Source organism: Plantibacter sp. M259 (genome assembly GCF_006065115.1).
In the GTDB taxonomy this organism is placed as follows: Bacteria; Actinomycetota; Actinomycetes; order Actinomycetales; family Microbacteriaceae; genus Plantibacter; species Plantibacter auratus.
Genome location: NZ_CP040750.1, coordinates 1,030,800 through 1,053,943, shown reverse-complemented (window position 1 = coordinate 1,053,943; position 23,144 = coordinate 1,030,800). Strand labels below are relative to the sequence as shown.

Below are 23,144 nucleotides of genomic sequence, written 5' to 3'. Positions count from 1 at the left end.
CTGAGACACACTCTGCCACAGGGCGGCCGCGGCGATCAGGGGTGGTGGATCGCGTCGTCGTCGTGGTCGAGGTGCGGGACGACCGTCGCTTGGAACGCGTCGACGGTGCGATCGACCACCTGCTGGAACGGGCTGTCCCAGATGTCCTGGTTGAAGAGCTCGACCTCGATGTCGCCCGTGTATCCCGCCGCCTCGACGGCACGGGTGAGCGAGCCGAAGTCGACGACGCCGTCACCCGGATAGTGCCGGGAGAGGAGGACGTCCGCGGCGAGCGGTGTCGACCAGTCGCACGCCTGGTAGCTGGAGATCCGACCGGTCGCACCCGCGCGGGCGATCTGCTCGAGCACTTGCGGGTCCCACCAGATGTGGAAGGTGTCGACGACCACGCCGACGGCCTCCGGGGCGAACTGCTCGGCGATGTCGAGGGCCTGGCCGAGCGTCGAGACGACGGCGCGGTCCGAGGCGTACATCGGGTGCAGCGGTTCGATGGCGAGCTGCACGCCGGATTCGAGCGCGTGGTCGGTGAGTTCACCGATCGCGTCGCGGACGAGTTCGCGGGCGCCGACGAGGTCGCGGGAACCGGCCGGGAGGCCGCCGACCACGAGGACGAGGGCCGGGGCGCCCAGGGCGGCGGCCTCGTCGATCGCGGTCCGGTTGTCGTCGATCGACGTCCGGCGGGCCGGTCCCTCCGGCATGGTGAAGAACCCACCGCGGCACAGGCTCGAGACACGCAGGCCGCTGTCCGTGAGGAGGGTCGCCGAGGCGGCTACGCCGTACTCCTGCACCGGCTCGCGCCAGGCGCCGAAGCTCGCGACGCCGGCCGCGGTGACGGCTGCGACGGCCTCCGGGAGGGTGGCGTATTTGATCGTGGCCTGGTTGACCGAGAGTCGCGGGTGCGGGGTGGTGCTGCCGCTCGCCGGTCCCTGAGCCGGTCGAAGGGCGGTCGTGCTCATCGGGCTCCTCCCGCAGTGGTCAGCGTGCCGACGACACCGGCCGTGCGCAGCAGGCCCGTCCAACGTTCGGCGGCGAGCTCCGGGTGTTCGAGCGCTCCGGCCGCGTCGGCGAGGCGCACGATCTCCGACAGGTGCGGCAGGCTCCGGGCCGCGTGCAAGCCGCCGACCATCGAGAACGCCGGCTGGTGACCGTTCAGCCAGCTGAGGAAGGCGATGCCCGTCTTGTAGTAGTACGTCGGTGCGGCGAAGATCTGCCGCGACAGGGCCTCGGTCGGTCGGAGGATCCGCTCGTAGGAGGCCGGGTCGCCGGCGTCGAGCGCTTGAATCGCGGCGGACGCGGCCGGAGCGATCGCGGTGAACGCTCCGAGCAGGGCGTCGGAGTGTCCGTCGGCGTCACCGGCGATGAGGTCGACGTAGTTGAAGTCGTCACCCGTGAACATCGTCGTGCCGGCCGGGAGGCGACGTCGGACGGCGATCTCCGCATCGGCGTCGAGGAGGCTCATCTTGACCCCGGCGACGTGGTCGACGTGGTCGGTCATGATGCGCAGCAGGGTGTCCGAGGCCTCGGCGACGTCGCTTGCGCCGAAGTAGCCCTCGAGGCTCGGGTCGAACGCCGTACCGAGCCAGTGCAGGACCACGGGTGACTGCGCGGCCGACAGGACGCGGTCGTAGACGCGACGGTAGTCGTCGGCGGACTGCGCCGCCCTCGCCAGGTGTCGGCTGGCCATGAGCACGGTCCCGGCGCCCGCGTCCTCGGCGAACGCGAGTTGTTCGAGGTAGGCGTCGGCGACCGCGTCGAGCGAGACGGTCTCGTCGGTGAGATGGTCGGTGTTGACGCCCACGACGAGCGCGCCGCCGACGGAGGCGGCCTCGGCGGCGCTCCGGGTGATCAGCTCACGCGTGGCGGCGGTGTCGAGCCCCATGTTCCGCTGGGCGGTGTCCATCGCGTCCGCGACGCCGAGGCCGTACGACCACACGTGGTGGCGGTAGGCGAGCGTCGCTTCCCAGTCGAGCTCGGCGGGCGCACCCGGCACGTTGTCGCCCCAGGCCGTCGGGACGACGTGCGCGGCGGCGTAGGCGGTGCGGCTCGACAGGGGAGTGGTCGGGCGCTCGGCCACGACGGGCTCGCGGAGCTCCAGCGTGGTGACCGTGCCGTCGGTCGAGAGCAGCGGGACGGACGTCATCGTGCGACCGAGGCCTCGAGCGACGCCAGCTCCTCGTCCGCGCCGGCGGTGTCGCCCGTGCTTCCGAGCGTCACCTCGGGCAGGTCGAGGCGGCGGCCGGTGCGCGAGCTCTCGAGGCCGAGCTCCGCGAGCAGGACGCCGCGCGCGCCGGCGAGCAGGTCGTACTCGTAGGGGCCGTCCTCGACGACGTGGCGGAGGAACTCCTCCCACTGCGTCTTGAACCCGTTCTCGAACACGTCGTTCGTCGGCACGTCCTGCCAGTCGCCCGCGTAGTCGTGGTCGTCGGCGAGGTCGGGGTTCCACACCGGCTTCGGGGTGACGTTCCGCGGCTGCACCTTGCAACCGAAGAGACCGGCGACGGCGGAGCCATGCGTGCCGTCGACCTGGAACTGCACGAGTTCGTCGCGGTCGACGCGCACCGTCCAGCTGGAGTTGAGCTGGGCGATGACGCCGCCCTCGAGTTCGAAGACCCCGTAGGCGGCGTCGTCGGCGGTGGCCGCGTAGGCCTCACCCCGCTCGTCGAAGCGCTCGGGGATGTGCGTCGTCGCCTTCGCGTACACGGACTCGACCCGCCCGAAGAGGTTCTCGAGCACGTAGCTCCAGTGCGGGAACATGTCGACGACGATTCCGCCGCCGTCCTCGGCCCGGTAGTTCCAGCTCGGGCGCTGCGCCGGCTGCCAGTCGCCCTCGAACACCCAGTAGCCGAACTCGCCACGGACGGAGAGGATCCGGCCGAAGAAACCCGAGTCGATGAGGCGCTTGAGCTTCCGCAGCCCCGGCAGGTAGAGCTTGTCGTGCACGACGCCGTTCTTCACGCCCGCTTCGGCGGCGAGGCGTGCGAGTTCCAGCGCCTCCTCGAAGGACTCCGCCGTCGGCTTCTCGGTGTAGATGGTCTTGCCGGCCGCGATCGCCTTGCGCAGTGCGGTGGCGCGGGCCTTCGTGACGAGGAAGTCGGCGTAGATGTCCCAGCGGGGGTCGGCGAGGACCGCGTCGAGGTCGGTCGAGGTGTGTTCGATGCCGTGCCGCGCGGCGAGCTCGTCGAGGGTCACCTGGTTGCGGCCGACGAGGATCAACTCGATCTGGCGGCGGGTGCCGTCGGACAGCTGCACACCGCCCTGCTCCTGGATGGCCAGCAGCGACCGCACGAGGTGCTGCCGGTAGCCCATGCGCCCGGTGGCGCCGTTGACGATGATCCCGATGGTCTGCTCTGACACGGTGGCTCTTCCTCTGGTTCGTGTTCCGGTCCCGGCGGCCGCGGGCCATCCGGAAAGCGTTTACCGGGTCACTGTAGAACGACGTGCAGGGCCGTGGCAAGCGTTCGAACCGATTCGGTCGCAGGTGATCACAGATCGGACACGGATGCGGATTGAATCGTTGCATCGTCCGACGGGGCCGTGATAGAACTTGATGCAGCTCAGCCGGGAAACGCTTTCCGGGAAGTCATCAACGACGATCGACAAGGAGGTCCGACGTGGTCCGTGCAACTCCAGGGGCACCCAGGACGACACTCGCGAGGGGTGTTCGGTGAGCGCGCTCGGCGAGCTCCGCAAGCTCAGCGCCGGCAAACGCCCGCAGACGGCGGCCGAGAAGGCCTTCATCAAGAAGGACAACCGCCGCGACAACAAGGCCGCCTACCTGTTCCTCCTCCCGTGGCTCATCGGACTCGCCGTCATCACCGTCGGCCCGATGGTCGCCTCGCTCGCGCTGTCCTTCACGAAGTACAACCTGCTGCAGGCGCCCAAGTTCATCGGGCTCGACAACTTCATCCGCATGATGGGCGACGAGCGGCTCCACAACTCGCTCGGCGTCACCTTCGTGTACGTCTTTGTGTCGGTGCCGCTCCAGCTCGCCGCGGCTCTGGCACTGGCCGCCCTGCTCGACCGCGGTCTCCGCGGCCTCGCGATCTACCGGTCCGTGTACTACCTGCCGTCGCTCCTCGGTTCCTCCGTCGCCATCGCGGTGCTGTGGAAGCAGGTGTTCGGCGGCGAAGGCCTCGTGAACCAGTTCATCGCGATCTTCGGGATCGAGGGACGCAGCTGGATCGCCGACCCCTCAACCGCCCTCTCGACGCTCATCACGCTCAACGTGTGGACCTTCGGCGCACCGATGGTGATCTTCCTCGCCGGCCTCCGGCAGATCCCCGTGATGTACCACGAGGCGGCGCAGATGGACGGTGCGACGAAGTGGCAGCGCTTCACCAAGATCACCCTTCCGCTGCTCACCCCGATCATCTTCTTCAACCTCGTGCTGCAGATCATCCACGCGTTCCAGGCCTTCACGCAGGCCTTCATCGTGTCGGGCGGAACGGGCGGCCCGGCCGACTCGACGCTGTTCTACACGCTGTACCTCTACAACCGCGGCTTCTCGAACTTCGACATGGGCTACGCCTCGGCCATGGCCTGGTTCCTGCTCCTCATCATCGGAGTCTTCACCGCGATCAACTTCTGGGCGTCGAAATACTGGGTGAACTACGATGACTGACACGCTGACCACACGGTCCATCACGACGGACAGCAAGAACCGCAGTCGCGAGGCCAAGGAGGCCGAACGCCAGTACCGCCGCGCTCGTGGCTGGTCGCCCTGGAAGTCGGTCCTGAAGCACATCGGCCTCATCCTCGTCGGCTTCATCATGCTCTACCCGGTGATCTGGCTCGTCGTCTCCTCGCTCCGCCCGACGGAGGAGATCTTCCGGAACCCCGGCATCGTCCTCGACAGCTTCGAGGTGAGCAACTACAGCGAGGGCTGGAACACCCTCTCGGAGCCGTTCCACGTGTTCCTGCTGAACTCCGTGCTCATCGTCCTCGGCTGCATCGTCGGCAACCTCGTGTCCTGCTCGATGGCCGCCTACGCCTTCGCCCGGCTGAAGTTCAGCGGCAAGCGCTGGTGGTTCGCGGCGATGCTCATGACGCTCATGCTGCCGATCCACGTCATCATCGTGCCGCAGTACATCATGTTCTCCCAGCTCGGCTTCGTGAACACGTACCTGCCGCTGATCCTCCCGAAGATCCTCGCGACCGACGCGTTCTTCGTCTTCCTCATGGTGCAGTTCATCCGCGGCATCCCGAAGGAACTCGACGAGGCGGCCCGCATCGACGGCTGCGGGCACGCCCGCATCTTCGGCGTCATCATCCTGCCGCTCATGGTGCCGGCGCTCGCGACGACCGCCATCTTCACCTTCATCTGGACGTGGAACGACTTCTTCAGTCAGCTCCTGTACCTGACGAAACCGGAGATGTACACGGTGCCGCTCGCCCTGCGGGCGTTCATGGACGCGCAATCGTCCACCTCATGGGGGCCGATGTTCGCCATGAGTGTCGTCTCCCTTCTGCCGATCTTCCTCGTCTTCCTGTTCGGTCAGCGGTTCCTGTTGAAGGGCATCGCGACGACCGGCGGCAAGTGAGGCCAGACCCACCGACCAGCACCACCGCAGCACCCGCACCAGACCACCAGCACCAGACCCAGCACCACCGGATCCAGCAGCTCCGGATCCGGATCGATCGATTCGAAAGGGAACAGCATGAGCATCAGCAAGCACGGCAGAGCCGCCGGCTTCATCGCGACGGGAGCCGTCGCAGCCCTCCTCCTCGCCGGCTGCAGCGCCGGGGGCGACGCCGCCACCGAACTGTCCGACGAGCCCGTCACCCTCCGCTTCACCTGGTGGGGCAACGATGCCCGCACGGCGGCCACCCAGGAGGTCATCGCGGCCTTCGAGAAGGAGTATCCGAACATCACCATCGAGCCGCAGTTCACGGACTGGGCCGGCTACTGGGACAAGCTCGCCACCGAGACGGCGGCGAACGACACCCCCGACATCATCCAGATGGACGAGAAGTACATCGCCACCTACGGCGACCGGGGCGCACTCCTCGACCTGAACACGGTCACCGACCAGCTCGACCTCGGCGACTTCCCCAAGGAGACGCTGACGTCCGGCACGGTCAACGACTCGCTCTACGGCGTCCCCTCGGGCATCACGAGCTACTCCTTCGTCGTGAACCCCGACCTCCTCGCCTCGGCCGGCATCGAGATGCCCGACGACGAGACCTGGACGTGGGACGACTTCACCGAGCTGAGCGAGCAGGTCTCGGCAGCCGGTGGCGGATCGATCTACGGCTTCCAGCCCTTCGGCTTCGAGGACGGTGGCCTCAACAACTGGGCCCGCCAGCACGGCGACGAGCTGTACAACGACAAGGGCGAGGTGTCCATCAAACCGGAGACCCTGTCCTCCTGGTGGACCTACCTCCTCGACCTCGTGAATGCGGGAGCGACGCCGTCGCCCTCCGCGATCATCGAGAAGCAGGCCGGTGGGCTCGCCGAGTCCTTCACCGCGACCAACTCGGCCGCGTTCGCCCCCTGGTGGAACAGCCAGCTGACGGCCCTGACCGAGGCGAGCGGGTCGCCGCTCGAGCTCCTGCGGGTGCCGACGGTGGACGGCGGCGCCGATGGTTCCGCGTACTACAAGCCGTCGATGTACTGGTCGGCGTCCGCCCGGACCGAGCACCCTGCCGAGGCGGCGCTGTTCATCGACTTCCTCGCCAACAGCGAGACCGCGGCCGACTCGCTCCTCACCGAGCGCGGCGTCCCGGCCAACACGAAGATCCGCGAGTACATCACGCCGAAGCTGGCCGAGACCGACCAGGCGGTCGTCGAGTTCCTCGACGGCCTCGCCGACGACATCGGTGAGCCGCCGACCGTCACGCCCGCCGGTGGCAGCGCGATCGAGGCGCTCGTGAAGCAGTACACCGAGCAGGTCCTCTTCGGGAAGAACACGCCCGACCAGGCCGCCGAGGGGTTCATCAAGGACCTCAAGGCCGCCGTCGCCGCCGGCTGACCCGGCCACAGCCTCTCGACCGGCTCGGGGAACGACGTCCGTTCCCCGAGCCGGTCGATCGGCAGCTCCACCACCGCTTCATCCGAGGGGATCCCGTGACGACCGAACACCGCCCCCGTCCGACCGGTCTCGCGCTGACGCACGAGGTCGGTTCGGCCATCACCGTGCACCTCGACGGGATCGACATCCTGCGGTACACCTACCGACCGGACACGGTCCAGCTCGAATCGCCGAAGCCGTACCTCCACCCGGTGCGGACCGCCGGCGGAGCGCTCGTCACCCTGGCCAGACCGCACGACCACGTCTGGCACACCGGGATCGCCTGGGCCCTCCCGCACGTCGGCGACGACAACTTCTGGGGCGGCCCGACCTTCACCGGGACCGCCTACGAACAACTCGCGAACAACGGCCGCTCCGAGCACGTCGCGGTCACGGACGTCCGTGCCGACCCGGACGAGGTGCGGTTCGCGCACACGCTCGCGTGGAACACCGAGGATGGTCGGCACGTCGTCGACGAGGAGCGCGCGCTCACGGTGCGACCGGCCGCCGGGGGCTGGACGCTGACCTTCGAGACCCGGATGCGCAACGTCTCCGGCCGGGACCTGTCGATCGGGTCGCCCACGACGAAGGGGCGGGAGAACGCCGGCTACGGCGGGCTCTTCTGGCGCGGCCCACGATCCTTCACCGGAGGCACCCTCCACACCCCCGACGGGAGCGGCGGCGAGGAGCTCCGCGGCACCCGCCACGCGTGGATGGGGTTCACCGGCCTCCACGACGGAACGGCCGCGGCGTCGAGCATCGTCATCGTCGACGACGTGCGGAACCCCGCGCACCCGCCGCAGTGGTTCGCGCGCACCGAGGAGTTCGCCGGTCTGTGCCCGGCCCCGTTCTTCAGTGAAGAACTGCCCTTCGGAGCCGGCGAGACCCTCGCGTTCCGCTACGCCGTCGTCGTCGCCGACGGTGCAGCCGGGAACGGCCGGGCCGCGGCGCTCGCCGCATCCGGTCGCGACGCGCTCGAACGGTCGCGTTCTGGCCGTGCCGACCACCACGACAGGGCGCCCATCACCACGCCCGCCGCATCGATCCGGAAGGACCCACGCGCATGACCACGACCCGCGAACGCTACGCCCTCATCGGCACCGGACACCGCTCGCAGATGTACCTCGACGCCATCACCGGCCCGCACGCCGACGTCGCCGAGCTCGTCGCCTGGAGCGACAGCAACCCAGGCCGGCTCGACCACTACGAGGCGGTCCTCGCCGAGCAGGGGGTCCCGCTGCCCGCCCGGTACGGCCCCGACGACGTCGAGCGGCTCATCGCCGAGCAGCGCGTCGACCGGGTGATCGTGACGACCCCCGACTTCACGCACGCCGAGATCGTCTCGCGCGCGCTCCTCGCTGGTGCCGACGTCGTCGTCGAGAAGCCGCTCACCATCGACCGTGCGGGCGTCGAGCGGATCGCGGCGGCCGTCGCCGAGAGCGGCCGGAACGTCGTGACGACCTTCAACTACCGCTACAGCCCGCGGAACTCGGAGCTGCGCCGCATCGTGCAGGACGGTGGGATCGGCCGGGTGACGAGCGTGCACTTCGAGTGGGTGCTCGACACCGTGCACGGCGCCGACTACTTCCGTCGCTGGCACCGCGAGAAGGAGCACTCCGGCGGGCTCCTCATCCACAAGGCGTCGCACCACTTCGACCTCGTCAACTGGTGGATCGGGGCTCGGCCGGCGTCCGTCTACGCCACCGGAGGACTCCGCTTCTATGGCGACGCCAACGCGGCCGAGCGCGGGCTCGCGGCGCGTCCGGGGCGTGGATCGGTACCGGACGACGCCGAGGCGGCGGCTCGCGGGCGATCGACCGACCCGTTCGCCCTCGACCTCCGTGACGACCCGCGACTCGAGTCCCTCTACCTGCGGGCCGAGCAGCACGACGGGTACCTGCGCGACCGCGACGTCTTCTCCCCCGGGATCGACATCGAGGACAACCTGTCCGTCCTCGTCGAGTACGACGGTGGCGCCTCGCTCAGCTACTCCCTGAACGCCCACGCGCCGTGGGAGGGGTATCGCGTCGCCATCAACGGGACGGAGGGCAGGGTCGAGCTCGAGGTCGTGGAGCGCGCCGCCGTGCTCGTGGGGGCCGACGGGCGCGTCGTCCTCGACCCGAGCCTGAGCGGCGACGGAGGGACCGCCGACGGCGCTGCGTCCGTCACGCCGGTGCGCTCGCGCGGGGAACGCCTCGTGCTGCAACGCCACTGGGAGGAGGCCCGGGAGATCGAGATCCCCGAGGGCGTCGGCGGACACGGCGGCGGCGACGCGTTCCTGCTGCGGCACCTCTTCGACCGCGTCACCGAGGACGAACTGGGACGGCCCGCCGGCTACGACGACGGCGTCCGGGCGATCTCGGTGGGCATCGCCGGGAACGAGTCGCTGCTGACCGGGCGTCCGGTCGCGACGATCGCGCCGTGAGCTCCGGCCCGGATGCCGGCGCCGGCGCCGACCCGGACGTCGGGTCGACCGCGGCCGCTGAGCCGGTGACCGAGCCCGCCCAGATCACCGAGTCTGTCCCGGCCGGTGAGTCTGTTCCGGTCGCCGAGTCTGTCCCTGTCGCCGAGCCTGGCGAGGTTCGGTCCCGGACAGGGTCGGTCCCGGTCCCGGATGCTGCCTTGCGGGACGGTCCCGCATCGGTCGGCGTCCCGATCGCTAGCCACGTCCCGGTCGTGGACCAGGTCCCGGTCACCGAGCCTGTCGAGGTGCGGTCCCGACCGGTCACACCTCCACCTGCGCGCGACCCCGGTCTGCGAGCGCTCGCCGCCCGGTTCCGCGAGTCGATCCGGGGTGTCAGTACCGCAGACGGATCGCTCGACGCCACGCGCACGCGCCTCACCGAGGTCCTCGGCGTCCTCTCGCGACCGGCGCAGCCCGAACCGCCCGAGGAGCTCGGCAGCTGGACCCGTGACGGCGTCGACGGGGTCGAACTCCGCTGGTCGACCGGGTTCGGTGCGCCGACGTCGGCGTGGCTCCTGCGGCCGGCCGGCGAGACGGGCGTGCTCCCGGGCGCGCTTGCGCTGCACGACCACGGTGGGTTCACGCGCGTCGGGCGGGAGAAACTGGCGGACGGACCCGATGGTGTCCCTGCCACGTCGACCGTCGCGCGCGAGGAGCTGCGGGCGTTCCGCTACCGCTACTACGGAGGCCGCGCCGTCGCATCCGACCTCGCGCGCGACGGGTTCGCCGTGCTCGTGCACGATGCGTTCGGGTGGGGATCCCGGCGGATCCCGGACGAGGCCGTCGCCGAACGCTTCCATCGGACCGTCGATCTGCAGCTCGCCGGTCGTCGGGCCGCGGCTGTGCAGCGCGGGGAGCAGGCCACGGCGGTGTCGCCCGGGCAACGGTCCGAGCTCCTTGCGGCGGCCAACGAGCCGCAGCTCGCGAAGGAGCTGGGCGTCCTGGGCACCTCGCTCGCCGGTCTCATCCTCCGCGACGACCTCATCGCGCTCGACCAGCTGGCGGCCGCGCCCGGAGTCCGTTCCGGAGCCCTCGCGTGCTTCGGCCTCTCCGGTGGTGGTGCCCGGGCCGTTCTGCTCGCAGCCATGGACGACCGGATCCGCGCTGCCGGCGTGGTCGCGATGATGTCGACCTTCGACGGTGTGCTCGACGGGCACGCCGATCAGCACTCGTGGTCGTTCCTCTCACCGGGACTGTCGCGGGTCGGCGACTGGCCGGAGCTCGCCTCCCTGCGCCCCGGGCTGCCGTTGCTCGTCCAGTACGCCGAGCGCGACGAACTCTTCGAGCCGGCCGGCATGCGTGATGCGCACGCGATCCTCACCGAGCGGTACCGGGTCGGTGCCGAGCGCTCGGCCTACACGGGCACCTTCCACGACGAACCGCACCGCTGGTCCGCACCGATGCAGGCCGAGCTGCGCGCCTGGCTCGCCACCGCCCTCGCCTGACCGGCGCTGGTTTCGTCCCCAACTCAGGAGACGTCCGGTGTGTCGGGGCTGGGTCGGAGTGGCGCGCCGGGTGTGTCCTGAGTTGTGAACGTGGGCGGTGGGGTGTCCCCAACTCAGGAGATGTCCGGTGTGTCGGGGCTGGGCTGGGGCGGCGCGCCGGGGGAGTCCTGAGTTGGGGACGGTGGTCACGGTGTTCGCAATTCAGGACGGGTGCGGTGTGTCGGGCCCGGGGCGGGTGTTGGGCGGGTGGCGCGCCGGGTGTGTCCTGAGTTGTGAACGTGGGCGGTGGGGTGTCCCCAACTCAGGAGATGCGCGGTGTGTCGGGGCTGGACTGGGGCGGCGCGCCGGGGGAGTCCTGAGTTGGGGACGGTGGTCACGGTGTTCGCAATTCAGGACGGGTGCGGTGTGTCAGGCCCGGGGCGGGTGCTGTGGCGCACGGCGCGCCGGGGGAGTCCTGAGTTGGGGACGGAGGCGGTGGGGTGTCCCCAACTCAGGAGACGTCCGGTGTGTCGGGGCTGGGCTGGGGCGGCGCGCCGGAGGAGTCCTGAGTTGGGGACGGTGGTCACGGTGTTCGCAATTCAGGACGGGTGCGGTGTGTCAGGCCCGGGGCGGGTGCTGTGGCGCACGGCGCGCCGGGCGCGTCCTGAGTTGTGAACGTGGGCGGTGGGGTGTCCCCAACTCAGGAGGTGTCCGGTGTGTCGGGGCTGGGCTGGGGCGGCACGCCGGGGGAGTCCTGAGTTGGGGACGGACAGGACGCTGGTCAGGCGCGGGCTGGGACGGGGAGTTCGAGGGCGCCGTCGACGCGGCGGGGGAGACCGAGCGGGTTCGCTTCGTGCAGGGCCTCGGGGAGCACGCGCTCGGGTGCGTCCTGGTAGACGATCGGACGCTGGAAGCGGCGCACTGCCGACGCACCCACCGAGGTGTGGAGCGAGGTCGTCGCCGGCCACGGTCCGCCGTGGTGCTGTGCCCAGCCGACCGCGACACCCGTCGGCCAGCCACCGAAGAGCACCCGGCCGGCGATCGGCTCGAGCCGCGACACGAGACCGGCGATGTCCCCACCGGGCGCCGCGTGCACGGTCGCGGTGAGCGCGCCATCGACCTCGGCCAGGACCGCGTGCAGCTCGGCGTCGTCCGCGACCTCGATGACGAGCGTCGCCGGCCCGAAGATCTCCTCGAGCAGGACCTCGGGGGCGTCGAGCACCGTCGCGGCGGTGGTCGCGAGGACGGTCGGAACGCCGGAATCCGCATTCGCCGTCTCGCCGCCGAGGAGCGTCCGCACCCCGGGATGGCCGGCGGCGCGAGCGGTGCCCGCTGCGTACGCCTCGGCGATGCCCGGCGTCAGCATGCGCCCGGCGACGGTGTCCGCCGCGGCCTGCGCGACGAGCTCGGCGAACCCGCTGCCGCTCGGCACGAGGACGAGGCCGGGGTTCGTGCAGAACTGCCCCACCCCGAGCGTGAAGGACGCCGCCAGCCCGCGAGCGAGGTCATGCGCCGCCTCGCCCTGCAGTGCGGCCTCGGTGATGACGACCGGGTTCGTGCTGCCGAGCTCGCCGTAGAAGGGGATCGGGGCCGGCCGCTGCGACGCGAGGTCGAACAGGGCACGCCCGCCGGCGAGTGAGCCGGTGAACCCGACCGCGGTGATCGCCGGGTGCTGCACGAGGGCGGTGCCCTGCTCACGACCCTCGACGAGAGCGAACGTGCCCTCTGGGGCACCCGCCGTGTGCAACGCCTCGGTGACGATCGTCGCGGTCAGCCGGGAGAGTCGCGGGTGGGCGGAGTGCGCCTTCACGATGACCGGACATCCGGCCGCCAGCGCCGACGCCGTGTCACCGCCGGCCACCGAGAACGCGAACGGGAAGTTCGACGCGCTGAAGACCGCCACCGGCCCCGTCGGCCGGAGCATCCGTCGCAGCTCCGGCTTGGGCGGGGTGGCGGAGGCGTCGGCGTGGTCGATGACGACCTCGAGGAAGGCCCCGTCGCGGAGCACTGCGGCGAACAGTCGCAGCTGGCCCGTCGTCCGCGCGACCTCGCCCGTGAGGCGCGCGGTCCCGAGGTGGGACTCCTCGTCGGCGAGTGCGACGAGCTCGTCGACCCGGGCGTCGAGCGCGTCGGCGACGGCCTCGAGCCAGGCGGCGCGGGTCGTGGGCGCTGTGGACGCGAGCTCGGAGGAGGCCGCGGCTGCTGCCGCGGCGACCTCGTCGACGGTCGGAACGGCGGCACGGCCCGCGCCGGACGCGGCGTCGCCAGTGTGACCGGCGGTCGTGACGGTGTCGCCGCCGTGGCCCGCGCTGCCGTTGCCGCTGCCGTCGGTATCGTCGATACGGCCGCCGACGCTGTCCGAGTCGTCGGTGCGCGCCCTGGCGGGGGTGGTGCGGTCGATCGTGTCGGTGCTGTGGTCGGTGTCGTGCATGGTGGTGACTCCTCGAGGATGCGGATGCGACAGGTGATGATCCGGGCGTCTGGTCGGCCGGCGGGCGGCCGATCAGACAATGTCAGTGGGCGTTGATGACGGTCTCGGCGATCCGATCGCGGATCACGAAGCCGAGGCCGGGGCGCTGCTCGACCTGCACCAGGCCCTCCGCGATGGTGACCGGCCCGGGCGGGTCGACGGCGCCGATCGCGACGAAGCCCGCGTCCTCGACGTCCTCGACCTCGGTGACCTGCTGGAGGGCGAGGGCGAGCTGACCGGAGAGGTCGGGGAGCAGGTGTGGGGCGAGCGTCAGCCCGGCGTCGTCGACGAGCGCGGCGATCGCGAGGAAGGGGGTGATGCCGCCGACGCGGACCACGTTCGGTTGTAGGACATCAGCGACGCCACGGTCGACGAGGTCGCGGAACCGGTGGATCGTGTGCACGTTCTCGCCCAGTGCGATCGGGATGTCGGTCGCCTGGCGCAGCCGTTCGTACCCCGCGGTGTCGTCCGAGCGCAGCGGTTCCTCGATCCACGCCGGGTCGACGACGCCGAGCTGTTCCAGAGACGAGACCGCTTGGTCGACGTCCCAGCGCTGGTTCGCGTCGATCATGAGCCGGCGGTCCGGTCCGAGCAGTTCCCGCACCATCGTCACGCGGTCGACGTCCTCGGCGAGGTCGGGCTTGCCGACCTTGATCTTGACCGCGTCGTAGCCCGCCGCGATCCACCGCTCGACCTGCGCGGCGAGCGAGGCGGCGTCGAGGTGGAGGTTCACGCCACTGCCGTACGCCCGGACGGTGTCGCGTCGACGGCCGAGGAGGTCGGGGAGCCCGAGACCGGCCCGCCGCCCGCGGAGGTCCCAGAGTGCGGTGTCGAGCCCGGCGAGCGCGATCGTGGTGATCCCGCCACCGCCGGCCTCGTGCAGATGGGCCCACAGCCGCGGCCAGAGCGCTTCGGGGTCGGTCGTCGCTCCGAGGGCGGCGGCCGTGATGTCGTCGTCGAGCAGCGCGCGGATGGCCGTGGCCCCGATCGTCGGCGTCCACGTGAAGCCCGAGCCGGTCGCTCCCTCGTCATCGACGACGTCCACGCGGATGAGATGCAGCCACGGCGCCTCGGGCACCCAGGGGCGCGGCATGGCGAACCGCCCGAGCGAGGTGGTGATGGAGTCGATCCCGGGCATCGTCAGCGTCCTGCGGCGAGGGTCGCGTGCTCGGCGACGAGGTCGGCACCGGTCGCGAGGAGTGCCTCCAGGCGGTCGGTCTGCTCGGGGGTCGGATCGACGAAGGGCGACCGCACGGAACCGACCGGCAGACCGCCGAGCCGCACCCCGGCCTTGATGAGTGACACGGCGAAGCCGGGGGTCTCGTCGCGGAGGGCGACCAGCGGCCGGTAGAACTCGCGGAGCAGGCGCTCGCGGAGCGGCTCGTCGTGCTCGGTGTACGCGCGGTAGAACAGCGTCGCGAGCTCCGGCAGCATGGCGAAGACGGCCGAGGAGTAGAGCGGGATGCCGATGCCGCGATAGGCGGCCTGCGTGAGCTCGGCGGTGAGGAGGCCGTTGAAGAAGGCGAAATCGTCGCGTCCCTCCTCGTGCACCGCCAGCACGATGTCCTGTGCGGCCGCGACGTCGCCGACGCCGTCCTTGAATCCGACGACCTGCGGGTTGCGCGCGAGGTGGCGCATCGTCGCCGTCGTGTACCGGGCGTTGTTCCGGTGGTAGACGATCGCCGGGAGGCTCGTCGCCGAGAGGACGTCCTCGACGTACGCCTGCAGACCGGCCGCCGGCCCGGAGACGAGGTACGGCGGCATGAGCAGGATCGCGTCGGCTCCCGCCTCTTCGGCCGCCACGGCGAGCTCCTTGGCGGTCGCCACGCCTCCTCCGGCGCCACCGATGACCGGGACGGCGCCGTCGACGACCTCGACGGTCCGCCGGACGACGCGGGCGGCCTCCGACGGCGACATCGCGTGCAGCTCGCCGGTGCCGCAGGCGGGGAACACCCCACCGGGCCGGTGTTCGAGTCGCGACTCGAGGTGGGTGCCGAGGAGCCCAAGGTCGACCTCGCCCGCGGCGTCGAAGGGGGTGATCGGGAAGTACAGGACGCCGTCGAAGGCGAGTGGTGCTGGCATGGTGGAGGTCCTCGTCATCGTGGGGCTGGGGCTGGAACAGGAGTGGTGGCCGGCCGGCCGGTGTCGGCGGCGAGCAGATCGGTGAGCCGGGCCGCCTCGGCGGGGCTGAGTGCCGATCGCCAGTCGTGCTCCGGTCGCCACCCGAGGTGGGCGGTGGCTTTCGCGCTGCTGAAGGCGGCGGCTCGGTCGACGAGCCCGTCGGCGGATCCGGCGGTGTTCGGGACCTGCGCGGGCAGCAGGGTGGACAAGGGTGCGAGGGCCAGGGCGTCGTCGGCGCCGACGAAGTACACCTCACCGGAGTGCCGGGCCTCCGCACGATCGATCCAGGCGGCGACGAACCGGCCGGCGTCGCGCGCGTCCACGTAGTTGTACAGGGAGACGGCCGCGAGTGCGGGATCGGCGAGCCGGTCGACGATGGTGTGCCCCTGCTGCGTCGGCGCCCCCTCCCACTCCTCCGGGGAGACGACGAAGCACGGCCGGAACGCGCCGGTCACGACGGCGTCGCCGTGGGCTCGGGCGAGCATCGCGACCGTCGACTCGATCGCGACCTTCGACAGCGCATAGGCGTTCCATGGGGCGACCCGGTGCTCCTCGGTGATGGGGAGCGCCTCGGGCGTCCAACCGTGCGGGGCGCCGTAGCCGATGACGGTCGGGCTGCTCGCGGCCAGCAGCCTGGTCGCCCCGGCGGCGATCCCGGCGGTGAGGGCGGTGAAGGCGAGCGTCTGGTTGGTCGACAGGATGACGTGCTCCGGCGCGCTGAAGGGCACGGCGATCGCCGCCAGGTGCACGACGGCGTCGGGCCGCAGGGTGGCGAAGAGCTCGTGGGTGGCGTCGTGGTCGAGGAGGTCGGCGGTCCGGCCCTCGACGCCGGGGAGTCCGGGGTCGGTCCGATCGACGGAGACGACCTCGTGGGCTGCTTCGGCGAGGGCGCTCGCGACGCTCCGTCCGAGTCGTCCTGCGCCGCCGGTGACGATGATGCGCATCGGTGTCCTCTCTGACCACGTCCGGGTCGACCAGGTCGACCGCGCCAACCTGGAAACCGGTTTCTCAGGGCGAGCCTATAGGATGATTGATGACGGCACCACCTGTGACGAGTTGAACGAGGACGTATGAGCAACCGGTTCCCCAGCGCTGGACCGACACCGACGATCTCCGACGTCGCCGAGCAGGCGGGCGTCTCGAAGGCCACCGTGTCGCGCGTGCTCAACGGCAAGGCGACCGTCGACGCGACGATCGCCGACCGCGTCCTCGCCGCGGTGGACGCCCTCGGGTACCGCCCGAGCATGCTCGCCCGAAGCCTGTCGCTCGGCCGCACGAACACCATCGGCGTCGTCGTGCCCGACCTCGAGAACCCGATGTTCCAGGAGATCCTGCGCGGGGTCACCCGGGCCGCGGCGGCCGACGGCTACCGCGTCCTCGTGACCGACACCGAGGAGGACCCGGCCGACGAAGCGGCGGCGGCCCGCGAAGCCCGTCGTCGCTGCGACGCGATCGTCCTCTGCTCACCCCGCCTGGCCGAACCGGAGCTTCGAGCGCTGCTCGCCGAACTCCACCCGGTCGTGCTCGTCAACCGCGAGCTCGCCGACTCGCCCGTGCCGTCGGTGTCCATCGACTACGCCAGTGGCATGGAGCAGGTGCTCGCCGAGCTGCACGCCCTCGGGCACCGACGCATCCTGTACCTCGCGGGGCCCACCGCGAGCCAGGGCGATCGCCTCCGACGGGTCGGCATCGCCCGCGCACGCTCGGACCACGACGACCTCTCCATCGACATCGTGCCGGCCGGGTCAGCGCTGGTGGACGGCGCCGCGGTCGTCGACACGGTGGCGCAGCACGACGCGACCGCCGTCGTCGCCTTCAACGACCTCGTCGCCCTCGGGCTCGTCTCGGCGCTCCGCGGTGCCGGTGTGTCCGTCCCCTCGGCGCTCAGTGTGGTCGGCTTCGATGACATCCCGTTCGCGGCGTTCGCGGTGCCGGCGCTCAGTACGGTGTCCGTTCCGCGACGCGAGCTCGGCGCCGAGGCGTGGACCAGACTGCGCGACACCATCGGCGGCGCGGAGGGTGGACACCCGCTCGTCTTCCGGCCCCGGTTCGTCGCCCGGGAGAGCACCGCCGCCCGCCCGCCCGCAAGTCCACCGGTCTGGCGCGGAACCGAACACCACCCCATCTCGCCGGAGCTGACCGCCCGGCTCGGCGACCGCGACGTCCTCGTCCTCCACGACGGCAGCGGCCTCGAACCGACCGACGCCCCGCGACCGTTCGCACACCCCGTCACCTCGCTCGGCGGGACCGTCGTCACGGAATCCGCTCCCGACGACCACCCCCACCATGTCGGTCTCTCGATGGCCGTCGCCGACGTCGACGGCGTCTCCTACTGGGGCGGTCGCACCTACGTCGCCGGACAGGGGTCGACGATGCTCGACAACCACGGTGTCCAGCGCGTCACTGAGACCGAGGTGGACGCGGGTGTGCTGCGTCAGTCCCTCGACTGGGTCGGGCGCGACGGGACGACGCAGCTGCGGGAGTCGCGCAGCACGGTCGTCGAGGAGTTCGCCGTGCCCGGCGTCGGCAGCGGGAGGTCGGCGCTCCGCGTCGCCGTCTCCAGCGTCCTCCGTGCGACGGGATCGACGGCGACGATCGGGTCGCCGGCCACGAACGGTCGTGAAGGCGCAGGGTACGGCGGATGGTTCTGGCGGTTGCCCGCGGGCGCCCACCGGTCCGTCCTCAGCGCGGACGGGCCAGGGGAGTCGACCGCGCACGGCTCGCGTGCGTCCTGGGTCGCCTTCGTCCTCGACGCCGACGCCGACGGGAGCGTCGACCCGGAGACGGGTGACGCTGCCGAGCCCGCCCCGACGCCGGCTCGACGCCCCACGACCGTCCTGTTCCGCCAGCCAGCAGCGAACGCCTTCCCCTGGTTCCTCCGTGCGGCCGAGTACCCGGGCATCGGGGTCTCGCTCGCCGCCACCAGCCGCACCACCATCACCGCCGACACCCCGCTCGTCACCGGTCTGGAGGCGGTCGTCATCGACGGCACCCTGGACGCGGAGCAGGCGGACGCCATCCACCGCGCGCTCCTCACTGCCGAGGAACGCCGCACCGAACCGCGCAGCACTGAACCGCGCAGCACAGGGAGTGACGTATGACCAGCACCGACCACCCCACCGCCCCGACCGTCGTGGTCGTCGGGATCCACGGCCATGGCGCCAGCCACGTGGCGGCAGCCAGGGCGCTCGCCGCGACCGGCGCGATCCGCCTCGTCGGCCTCGTCGACCGGACCTTCACCGAGGAGGACCGCGCAGCCGGGGACGCACCGCTCTGCGACTCGCTCGAGGAGTGCTTCGCCGCCGGGCGGGTGGACGTGGTCATCCTCTCGACCCCGATCCACACGCACCTGGACCTCGCCGTCGCCGCACTCGAGCACGGCGCCGACGTCCTGCTCGAGAAGCCCCCGGTGACCTCGAACGACGAACTCGACCGGCTGCAGGCCACCGCCGCCCGGACCGGCGGGCTCGTGCAGGTCGGGTTCCAGAGCCTCGGGTCGCACGCGATCGACGAGATCGCCAACGTCGTCACCGGCGGGGAGATCGGGGCCGTGACGGCGCTCGAGGCGAGGGGCACCTGGGTCCGCACCGTCGGGTATTGGACGCGTGCCGCGTGGTCTGGCAGGCGCACGCTCGACGGCACACCCGTCGTGGACGGTGTCGTCACCAACCCCTTCGCGCACGCGGTCCAGACCATGCTCCGGCTCGGCGGCACGACCGACCGCGCGGCGATCGCCACCATCGACCTCGATCAGTACCGGGCGAACGACATCGAGGCCGACGACACCTCGGTCGTCCGCATCACCCCACAGCGCGGTCCGATCATGACCGCGGCGCTCACCCTGTGCGCACAGGAGACGACCGACCCGGTGGTCACGGTCCACGGAGAGCTCGGCTCGATCCGGTTCCACTACACACGCGACGAGGTCGAGCTGGTCGTCGACGGCGTCACCCTGCGACGCTGGACGACGGGCCGGACCGACCTGCTCCCCGACCTCCTCCGCGCGCGCGAGGCGGTCCGGGCTGGTGAGGATGCCGCACTCGTCAGCTCCCTGGCCGACGCGTCCGCCTTCACCGCCGTCCTCGACGCGGTCCGGTCGGCCCCAGCGCCACACCGCATCCCCGCTGATCTCGTCGAGTGGCTCGGGGCGGGCGACGAGCGCCGCCCCGTCATTCCGAGGATCGAGGAGCTCGTCGCGGAAGCGGCCGCCTCCGGCAGCACCTTCGCCGAGCTCGGGACCGATTGGGCCCGGCGATGAACCACGAGCGGCCCGGGCCGGACGAGGACGACCGCCGTCGCAAACACGCCCGACTCGTGTCGCTCCTGGACGCCCGCGGAGCAGGCACGATCGTGCTGCGGTCCGCCGCAGCGGTCAGCTGGTACCTCGACGGCTCGCGCGTCCACGTGAGCCTCGCGGCCGACCCGATCGTCGCGGTCGTGGTCTCGCCGGGCGACGCGTGGCTCGTCGCGACCTCCAACGAGGTAGACCGGCTGCAGGCCGAGGAGCTGCCCGACATCCGCGTTCGGACGGTGCCGTGGCACACGCCGATCGACGCGGTGCTGCCGAGTGGGGACGGGGTGCTGCAGGAGGCGGACGTCGCCGCCGAGCTGCGCGCCGCACGTGCGTCGCTCCTCCCGGCCGAACTCGCGCGCTTCCGTTCGCTCGGGCGGGAGACGACGTCGGCGCTCGAGACGCTCGTCGACGAGCTCGACCCCGCCCGGACGGAACGCGCGGTCGCTGCGGACCTCGCCGGGCGCCTCGTCGCAGCCGGTATCGACCCGCTCGTCCTCCTCGTCGCCGGGGAGGGCAGACTCGCCCACCGGCACCCGCTGCCGACCGAGGGGCGGCTCGGTTCCCGGGCCATGCTCGTCGCCTGCGGCCGCCGCGACGGGCTCATCGTGAACCTCACGCGGTGGTTCGACGAGGGCGGCACCCCGGCTGAGCCGTTCGCCACGGACATGCAGTGCATCCGGGCCGTCGAACGCGCCTATCTCGACGCCACCGTGCCGGGTGCCTCGCTCGCCGACATCCTCCGGGCGGGGAGTGCGGCCTACGCGGAGCAGGGCTTCGACGCCGACGAGTGGACGAGGCACCATCAGGGCGGTGCCGCCGGCTATGCGGGACGCGACCCGCGCGCCACGCCCGAGGCGAACGACGTCGTCCAGCCGTGGCAGGCCTTCGCCTGGAACCCGACCGCCCCCGGCGTGAAGGTCGAGGACACCGTCGTGGTCACGCCGGACGGTATCGAGGTGCTGACGACGAGCACGGCCTCGGCCCACCCGATCCCGTCCACCGTGGGAGGCTGAAGACATGACCCGGCACATCGTCATCGCACCGGATTCCTTCAAAGGCACGGCGACCGCCGCGGAGGTCGCCGAGGCGATCGCCGACGGGTGGCGGACCGTCCGGCCCGATGACCTCCTGCAGTCGCTCCCCATGGCCGACGGCGGCGAGGGCACGCTCGACGCCTTCGCGGCCGCCGTACCCGGCGCGCGTCGGCACCCGATCACGGTCACCGGCCCGGTCGGCGACCCGGTGGTCGCCGAGTGGCTCGAGTTGCCCGACGGCTCGGCGGTCGTGGAACTGGCGCAGACGAGCGGTCTCACCCTGCTCGACCCGCTGCAGCCGTTCGCGGCGCACACCGCCGGCTTCGGCGAGGCCATCGCGGCCGCGCTGGACCACGGTGTCCGACGGCTGCTGCTCGCCATCGGCGGCAGCTCCAGTACGGACGGCGGAGCGGGACTGCTCACCGCGCTCGGGGCACGGCTGCTGGACGCCGACGGGGGATCGGCTGCTGTCGGCAACGCCGGACTCGCGACGCTCCGCGACATCGACACCGCGGGACTCCGCGCGCTGCCGCCGGACGGTGCGGTCATCCTCAGCGACGTGACCAACCCGCTGCTCGGTGACCGCGGTGCCGCTGCGGTCTTCGGCCCGCAGAAGGGTGCGACCACCTCCGACGTCGCGGCACTCGACGCCAACCTGGCCCGGTTCGTGAGCCGCGCTGCGGAGGCGTTCGGGACGGGTCGCGCGGAACGCGCAGCGGTCGAACCCGGTGCCGGTGCCGCGGGCGGTGCAGGCTACGGCCTCCTCCTGTGGGGCGCCACCGCCACCTCGGGCGCGCGCGGTGTCGGCGAGGCGATCGCCCTCCCGGAAGCGGCCGCCGCGGCGTCGATCGTGATCACGGGCGAGGGCCGCTTCGACGACCAGACGGCCGACGGCAAAGTCGCCTCCTGGGTCGCCGGGCTGGCGTCGGACCGGACCATGCTCGTGGCCGGCGCGATCCAGGCACCCACCGAGGGCATCTTCCTCGCGGCGGCCTCGCTCACGGAGCTGGCCGGCGGCGTCGAGGCGGCGATGGCCGAACCGCTCGTCCACCTGCGTGCGGCAGGGGCGGCACTGGCCAACCAGTACCGCCCGTGATCACCTCACCTGGCGGTGACGGACGTCATGCGGTGACGTACGTCATGCGGTGACGTCGATGAGGACCTTCCCGACCGTGTCGTCCTCGACGGCGGCGTGGGCCGCGGCCGTCTCGGCGAGCGGGAACACCGTCAGCGCCAGACCGTGGTCCTCACCGACGTGGAGCGCGCCGTCCTCGATCGCGGCGGTGATGTCCTCAGCGGCGGCCTGGAGCGCGGCGTCGCCGACCGTGTAGAGCAGCATGAACTGGAGCCGAGTGTTGAGCCCCATGTGCGGCCGGATGTCGAGCGTGATCTGGTCACCGCCGTTGTTGGCGTAGCTGACGACCGTGCCGCGCGGGGCGAGGACCGCCTGGTCGAGGGGGAGGTTCTGCGCGATAGCGACCTCCACGACGAGGTCGACGCCGTCGGGTGCCACCTCGCGGATCGCCGCGGCAGTGTCGCCCTCGCGGTAGTTGACGACGTGGTGCGCTCCCGCGGCGGTCGCGAGGCGGGCCTTCTCGTCGCTGCTGATGGTGCTGATCACCGTCGCACCGGCCCAGCGGGCGAGCTGGATCGCGGCGTTGCCGACGGCACCGGCGCCGCCCTGGACGAGGACCGTCCGGCCGTCGAGGGCACCCGGGGAGAGGCGGGTCGGGCCGTCTTGCGCGACGGTGAGGGCGCGGTGCGCGGTCATCGCGGGGACGCCGAGGCTGGCACCGAGTTCGAAGGATGCTGCGTCGGGCAGGGGGACCACACGGGAGACGGGCTGCACCGTGAACTCCTGGGCCGTGCCCAGCGGGCTCTCGTGCGCCGCGAGGTACACCCAGACGCGGTCGCCGACGGCGAAGGTGGTCGTGGACGCCGCATCGCCGGCGGCCGGGCCGACCGCGTCGATCACGCCGGCGCCGTCGAGGTTCGGGACGACCTCGGGGAAGGGCATGCCACCCGAGGGGCCGCCGCCGCGCCTGGTCTTCCAGTCGGTCGGGTTGACGCCGGAGAACGCGAGCTTGACGCGGACCTCGCCGGGGCCGGGCTCGGGGAGCTCGCGCTCGACGAGGTGGAGGACGGACGGGTCACCGTTGGTGGAGTAGACGATCGATCGCATACCGGGGCCAACGTCTCCGCCCCGCGGAAGATTCCGCGGTGGCACGTCGACAGGCTCAGCGACCGGGAGGGGTCGGCTCAGAGACCGGGAGGGGTCGGCCCACTGACTGGGGAGGGGATGCCCGTTCCCTGAGCTTGTCGAAGGGCCC

The 23,144-nt window shown here is 71.6% G+C and carries 18 protein-coding genes; 10 read left to right on the top strand and 8 right to left on the bottom strand.

Translation table 11 applies throughout. The annotated features are described in order from the left end of the window. Positions 1-35: 35 nt before the first annotated feature. The 3 genes from FGL15_RS04585 to FGL15_RS04575 are packed head-to-tail and all read right to left on the bottom strand — an operon-like array spanning position 36 to position 3,303. Positions 36-953, bottom strand: a complete 918-nt coding sequence (locus FGL15_RS04585) for a sugar phosphate isomerase/epimerase (RefSeq protein ID WP_138945133.1) — start codon at positions 951-953, stop codon at positions 36-38. Continuing rightward, entirely contained in the window at positions 950-2,137 is a 1,188-nt protein-coding gene (locus FGL15_RS04580) for a dihydrodipicolinate synthase family protein (protein WP_138945132.1), read from the bottom strand. The genes FGL15_RS04585 and FGL15_RS04580 overlap by 4 nt, the downstream gene beginning before the upstream one ends. Continuing rightward, positions 2,134-3,303 carry a Gfo/Idh/MocA family protein gene (locus FGL15_RS04575; RefSeq protein ID WP_138947197.1) on the bottom strand — a complete coding sequence of 390 codons (1,170 nt, stop codon included), beginning with the start codon at positions 3,301-3,303 and terminating at the stop codon, positions 2,134-2,136. Before FGL15_RS04575 ends, FGL15_RS04580 begins: the two co-directional genes overlap by 4 nt. Before the next feature lie 358 nt (positions 3,304-3,661). Between FGL15_RS04575 and FGL15_RS04570 the strand changes: the two genes are divergently transcribed. From FGL15_RS04570 to FGL15_RS04545, 6 genes are all read left to right on the top strand, one after another. Next, a complete protein-coding gene (locus tag FGL15_RS04570) occupies positions 3,662-4,618 on the top strand; it encodes a carbohydrate ABC transporter permease (RefSeq protein ID WP_079706748.1) in 957 nt (318 codons plus the stop codon). After that, the gene (locus FGL15_RS04565) at positions 4,611-5,537 is read left to right on the top strand and encodes a carbohydrate ABC transporter permease (RefSeq protein WP_079706749.1); all 927 of its coding nucleotides are present in this window, start codon (positions 4,611-4,613) and stop codon (positions 5,535-5,537) included. Before FGL15_RS04570 ends, FGL15_RS04565 begins: the two co-directional genes overlap by 8 nt. A 117-nt stretch (positions 5,538-5,654) precedes the next feature. After that, positions 5,655-6,968 (top strand): ABC transporter substrate-binding protein, encoded by a 1,314-nt coding sequence (locus FGL15_RS04560; protein WP_124767322.1) that lies wholly within the window; start codon positions 5,655-5,657, stop codon positions 6,966-6,968. A 95-nt stretch (positions 6,969-7,063) separates the two neighbouring features. Continuing rightward, a complete protein-coding gene (locus FGL15_RS04555; RefSeq protein WP_138945130.1) occupies positions 7,064-8,074 on the top strand; it encodes a PmoA family protein in 1,011 nt (336 codons plus the stop codon). Continuing rightward, a complete protein-coding gene (locus FGL15_RS04550) occupies positions 8,071-9,432 on the top strand; it encodes a Gfo/Idh/MocA family protein (RefSeq protein WP_138945129.1) in 1,362 nt (453 codons plus the stop codon). The genes FGL15_RS04555 and FGL15_RS04550 overlap by 4 nt, the downstream gene beginning before the upstream one ends. 251 nt (positions 9,433-9,683) lie before the next feature. Continuing rightward, positions 9,684-10,916 (top strand): acetylesterase, encoded by a 1,233-nt coding sequence (locus tag FGL15_RS04545; protein WP_138945128.1) that lies wholly within the window; start codon positions 9,684-9,686, stop codon positions 10,914-10,916. Positions 10,917-11,676: 760 nt separating this feature from the next. On the opposite strand, the gene FGL15_RS04540 is transcribed toward FGL15_RS04545, so the two are convergent. From FGL15_RS04540 to FGL15_RS04525, 4 genes are all read right to left on the bottom strand, one after another. Continuing rightward, positions 11,677-13,326, bottom strand: a complete 1,650-nt coding sequence (locus tag FGL15_RS04540) for an aldehyde dehydrogenase (NADP(+)) (RefSeq protein ID WP_138945127.1) — start codon at positions 13,324-13,326, stop codon at positions 11,677-11,679. A gap of 82 nt (positions 13,327-13,408) precedes the next feature. Beyond that, the gene (locus FGL15_RS04535; protein ID WP_138945126.1) at positions 13,409-14,503 is read right to left on the bottom strand and encodes a mandelate racemase/muconate lactonizing enzyme family protein; all 1,095 of its coding nucleotides are present in this window, start codon (positions 14,501-14,503) and stop codon (positions 13,409-13,411) included. A 2-nt stretch (positions 14,504-14,505) separates the two neighbouring features. Continuing rightward, complete coding sequence (locus FGL15_RS04530; RefSeq protein WP_124769998.1) at positions 14,506-15,447, bottom strand: 5-dehydro-4-deoxyglucarate dehydratase; 942 nt, start codon at positions 15,445-15,447, stop codon at positions 14,506-14,508. A 14-nt stretch (positions 15,448-15,461) separates the two neighbouring features. After that, the gene (locus FGL15_RS04525; protein ID WP_138945125.1) at positions 15,462-16,430 is read right to left on the bottom strand and encodes an NAD(P)-dependent oxidoreductase; all 969 of its coding nucleotides are present in this window, start codon (positions 16,428-16,430) and stop codon (positions 15,462-15,464) included. Positions 16,431-16,556: 126 nt separating this feature from the next. Between FGL15_RS04525 and FGL15_RS04520 the strand changes: the two genes are divergently transcribed. From FGL15_RS04520 to FGL15_RS04505, 4 genes are read left to right on the top strand one after another with little or no spacing between them, the layout of a single operon-like run. Continuing rightward, positions 16,557-18,587, top strand: a complete 2,031-nt coding sequence (locus FGL15_RS04520) for a DUF6807 family protein (RefSeq protein ID WP_138945124.1) — start codon at positions 16,557-16,559, stop codon at positions 18,585-18,587. After that, positions 18,584-19,744: a Gfo/Idh/MocA family protein gene (locus FGL15_RS04515; protein WP_138945123.1), complete on the top strand. Its 1,161-nt coding sequence runs from the start codon at positions 18,584-18,586 to the stop codon at positions 19,742-19,744. The genes FGL15_RS04520 and FGL15_RS04515 overlap by 4 nt, the downstream gene beginning before the upstream one ends. Continuing rightward, positions 19,741-20,793 (top strand): Xaa-Pro peptidase family protein, encoded by a 1,053-nt coding sequence (locus tag FGL15_RS04510; RefSeq protein WP_240773793.1) that lies wholly within the window; start codon positions 19,741-19,743, stop codon positions 20,791-20,793. Before FGL15_RS04515 ends, FGL15_RS04510 begins: the two co-directional genes overlap by 4 nt. Positions 20,794-20,797: 4 nt before the next feature. Further along, positions 20,798-21,910: a glycerate kinase gene (locus tag FGL15_RS04505; protein ID WP_138945122.1), complete on the top strand. Its 1,113-nt coding sequence runs from the start codon at positions 20,798-20,800 to the stop codon at positions 21,908-21,910. A 42-nt stretch (positions 21,911-21,952) separates the two neighbouring features. On the opposite strand, the gene FGL15_RS04500 is transcribed toward FGL15_RS04505, so the two are convergent. Continuing rightward, positions 21,953-22,996, bottom strand: a complete 1,044-nt coding sequence (locus FGL15_RS04500; RefSeq protein ID WP_138945121.1) for an NADPH:quinone reductase — start codon at positions 22,994-22,996, stop codon at positions 21,953-21,955. Positions 22,997-23,144 lie beyond the last annotated feature (148 nt).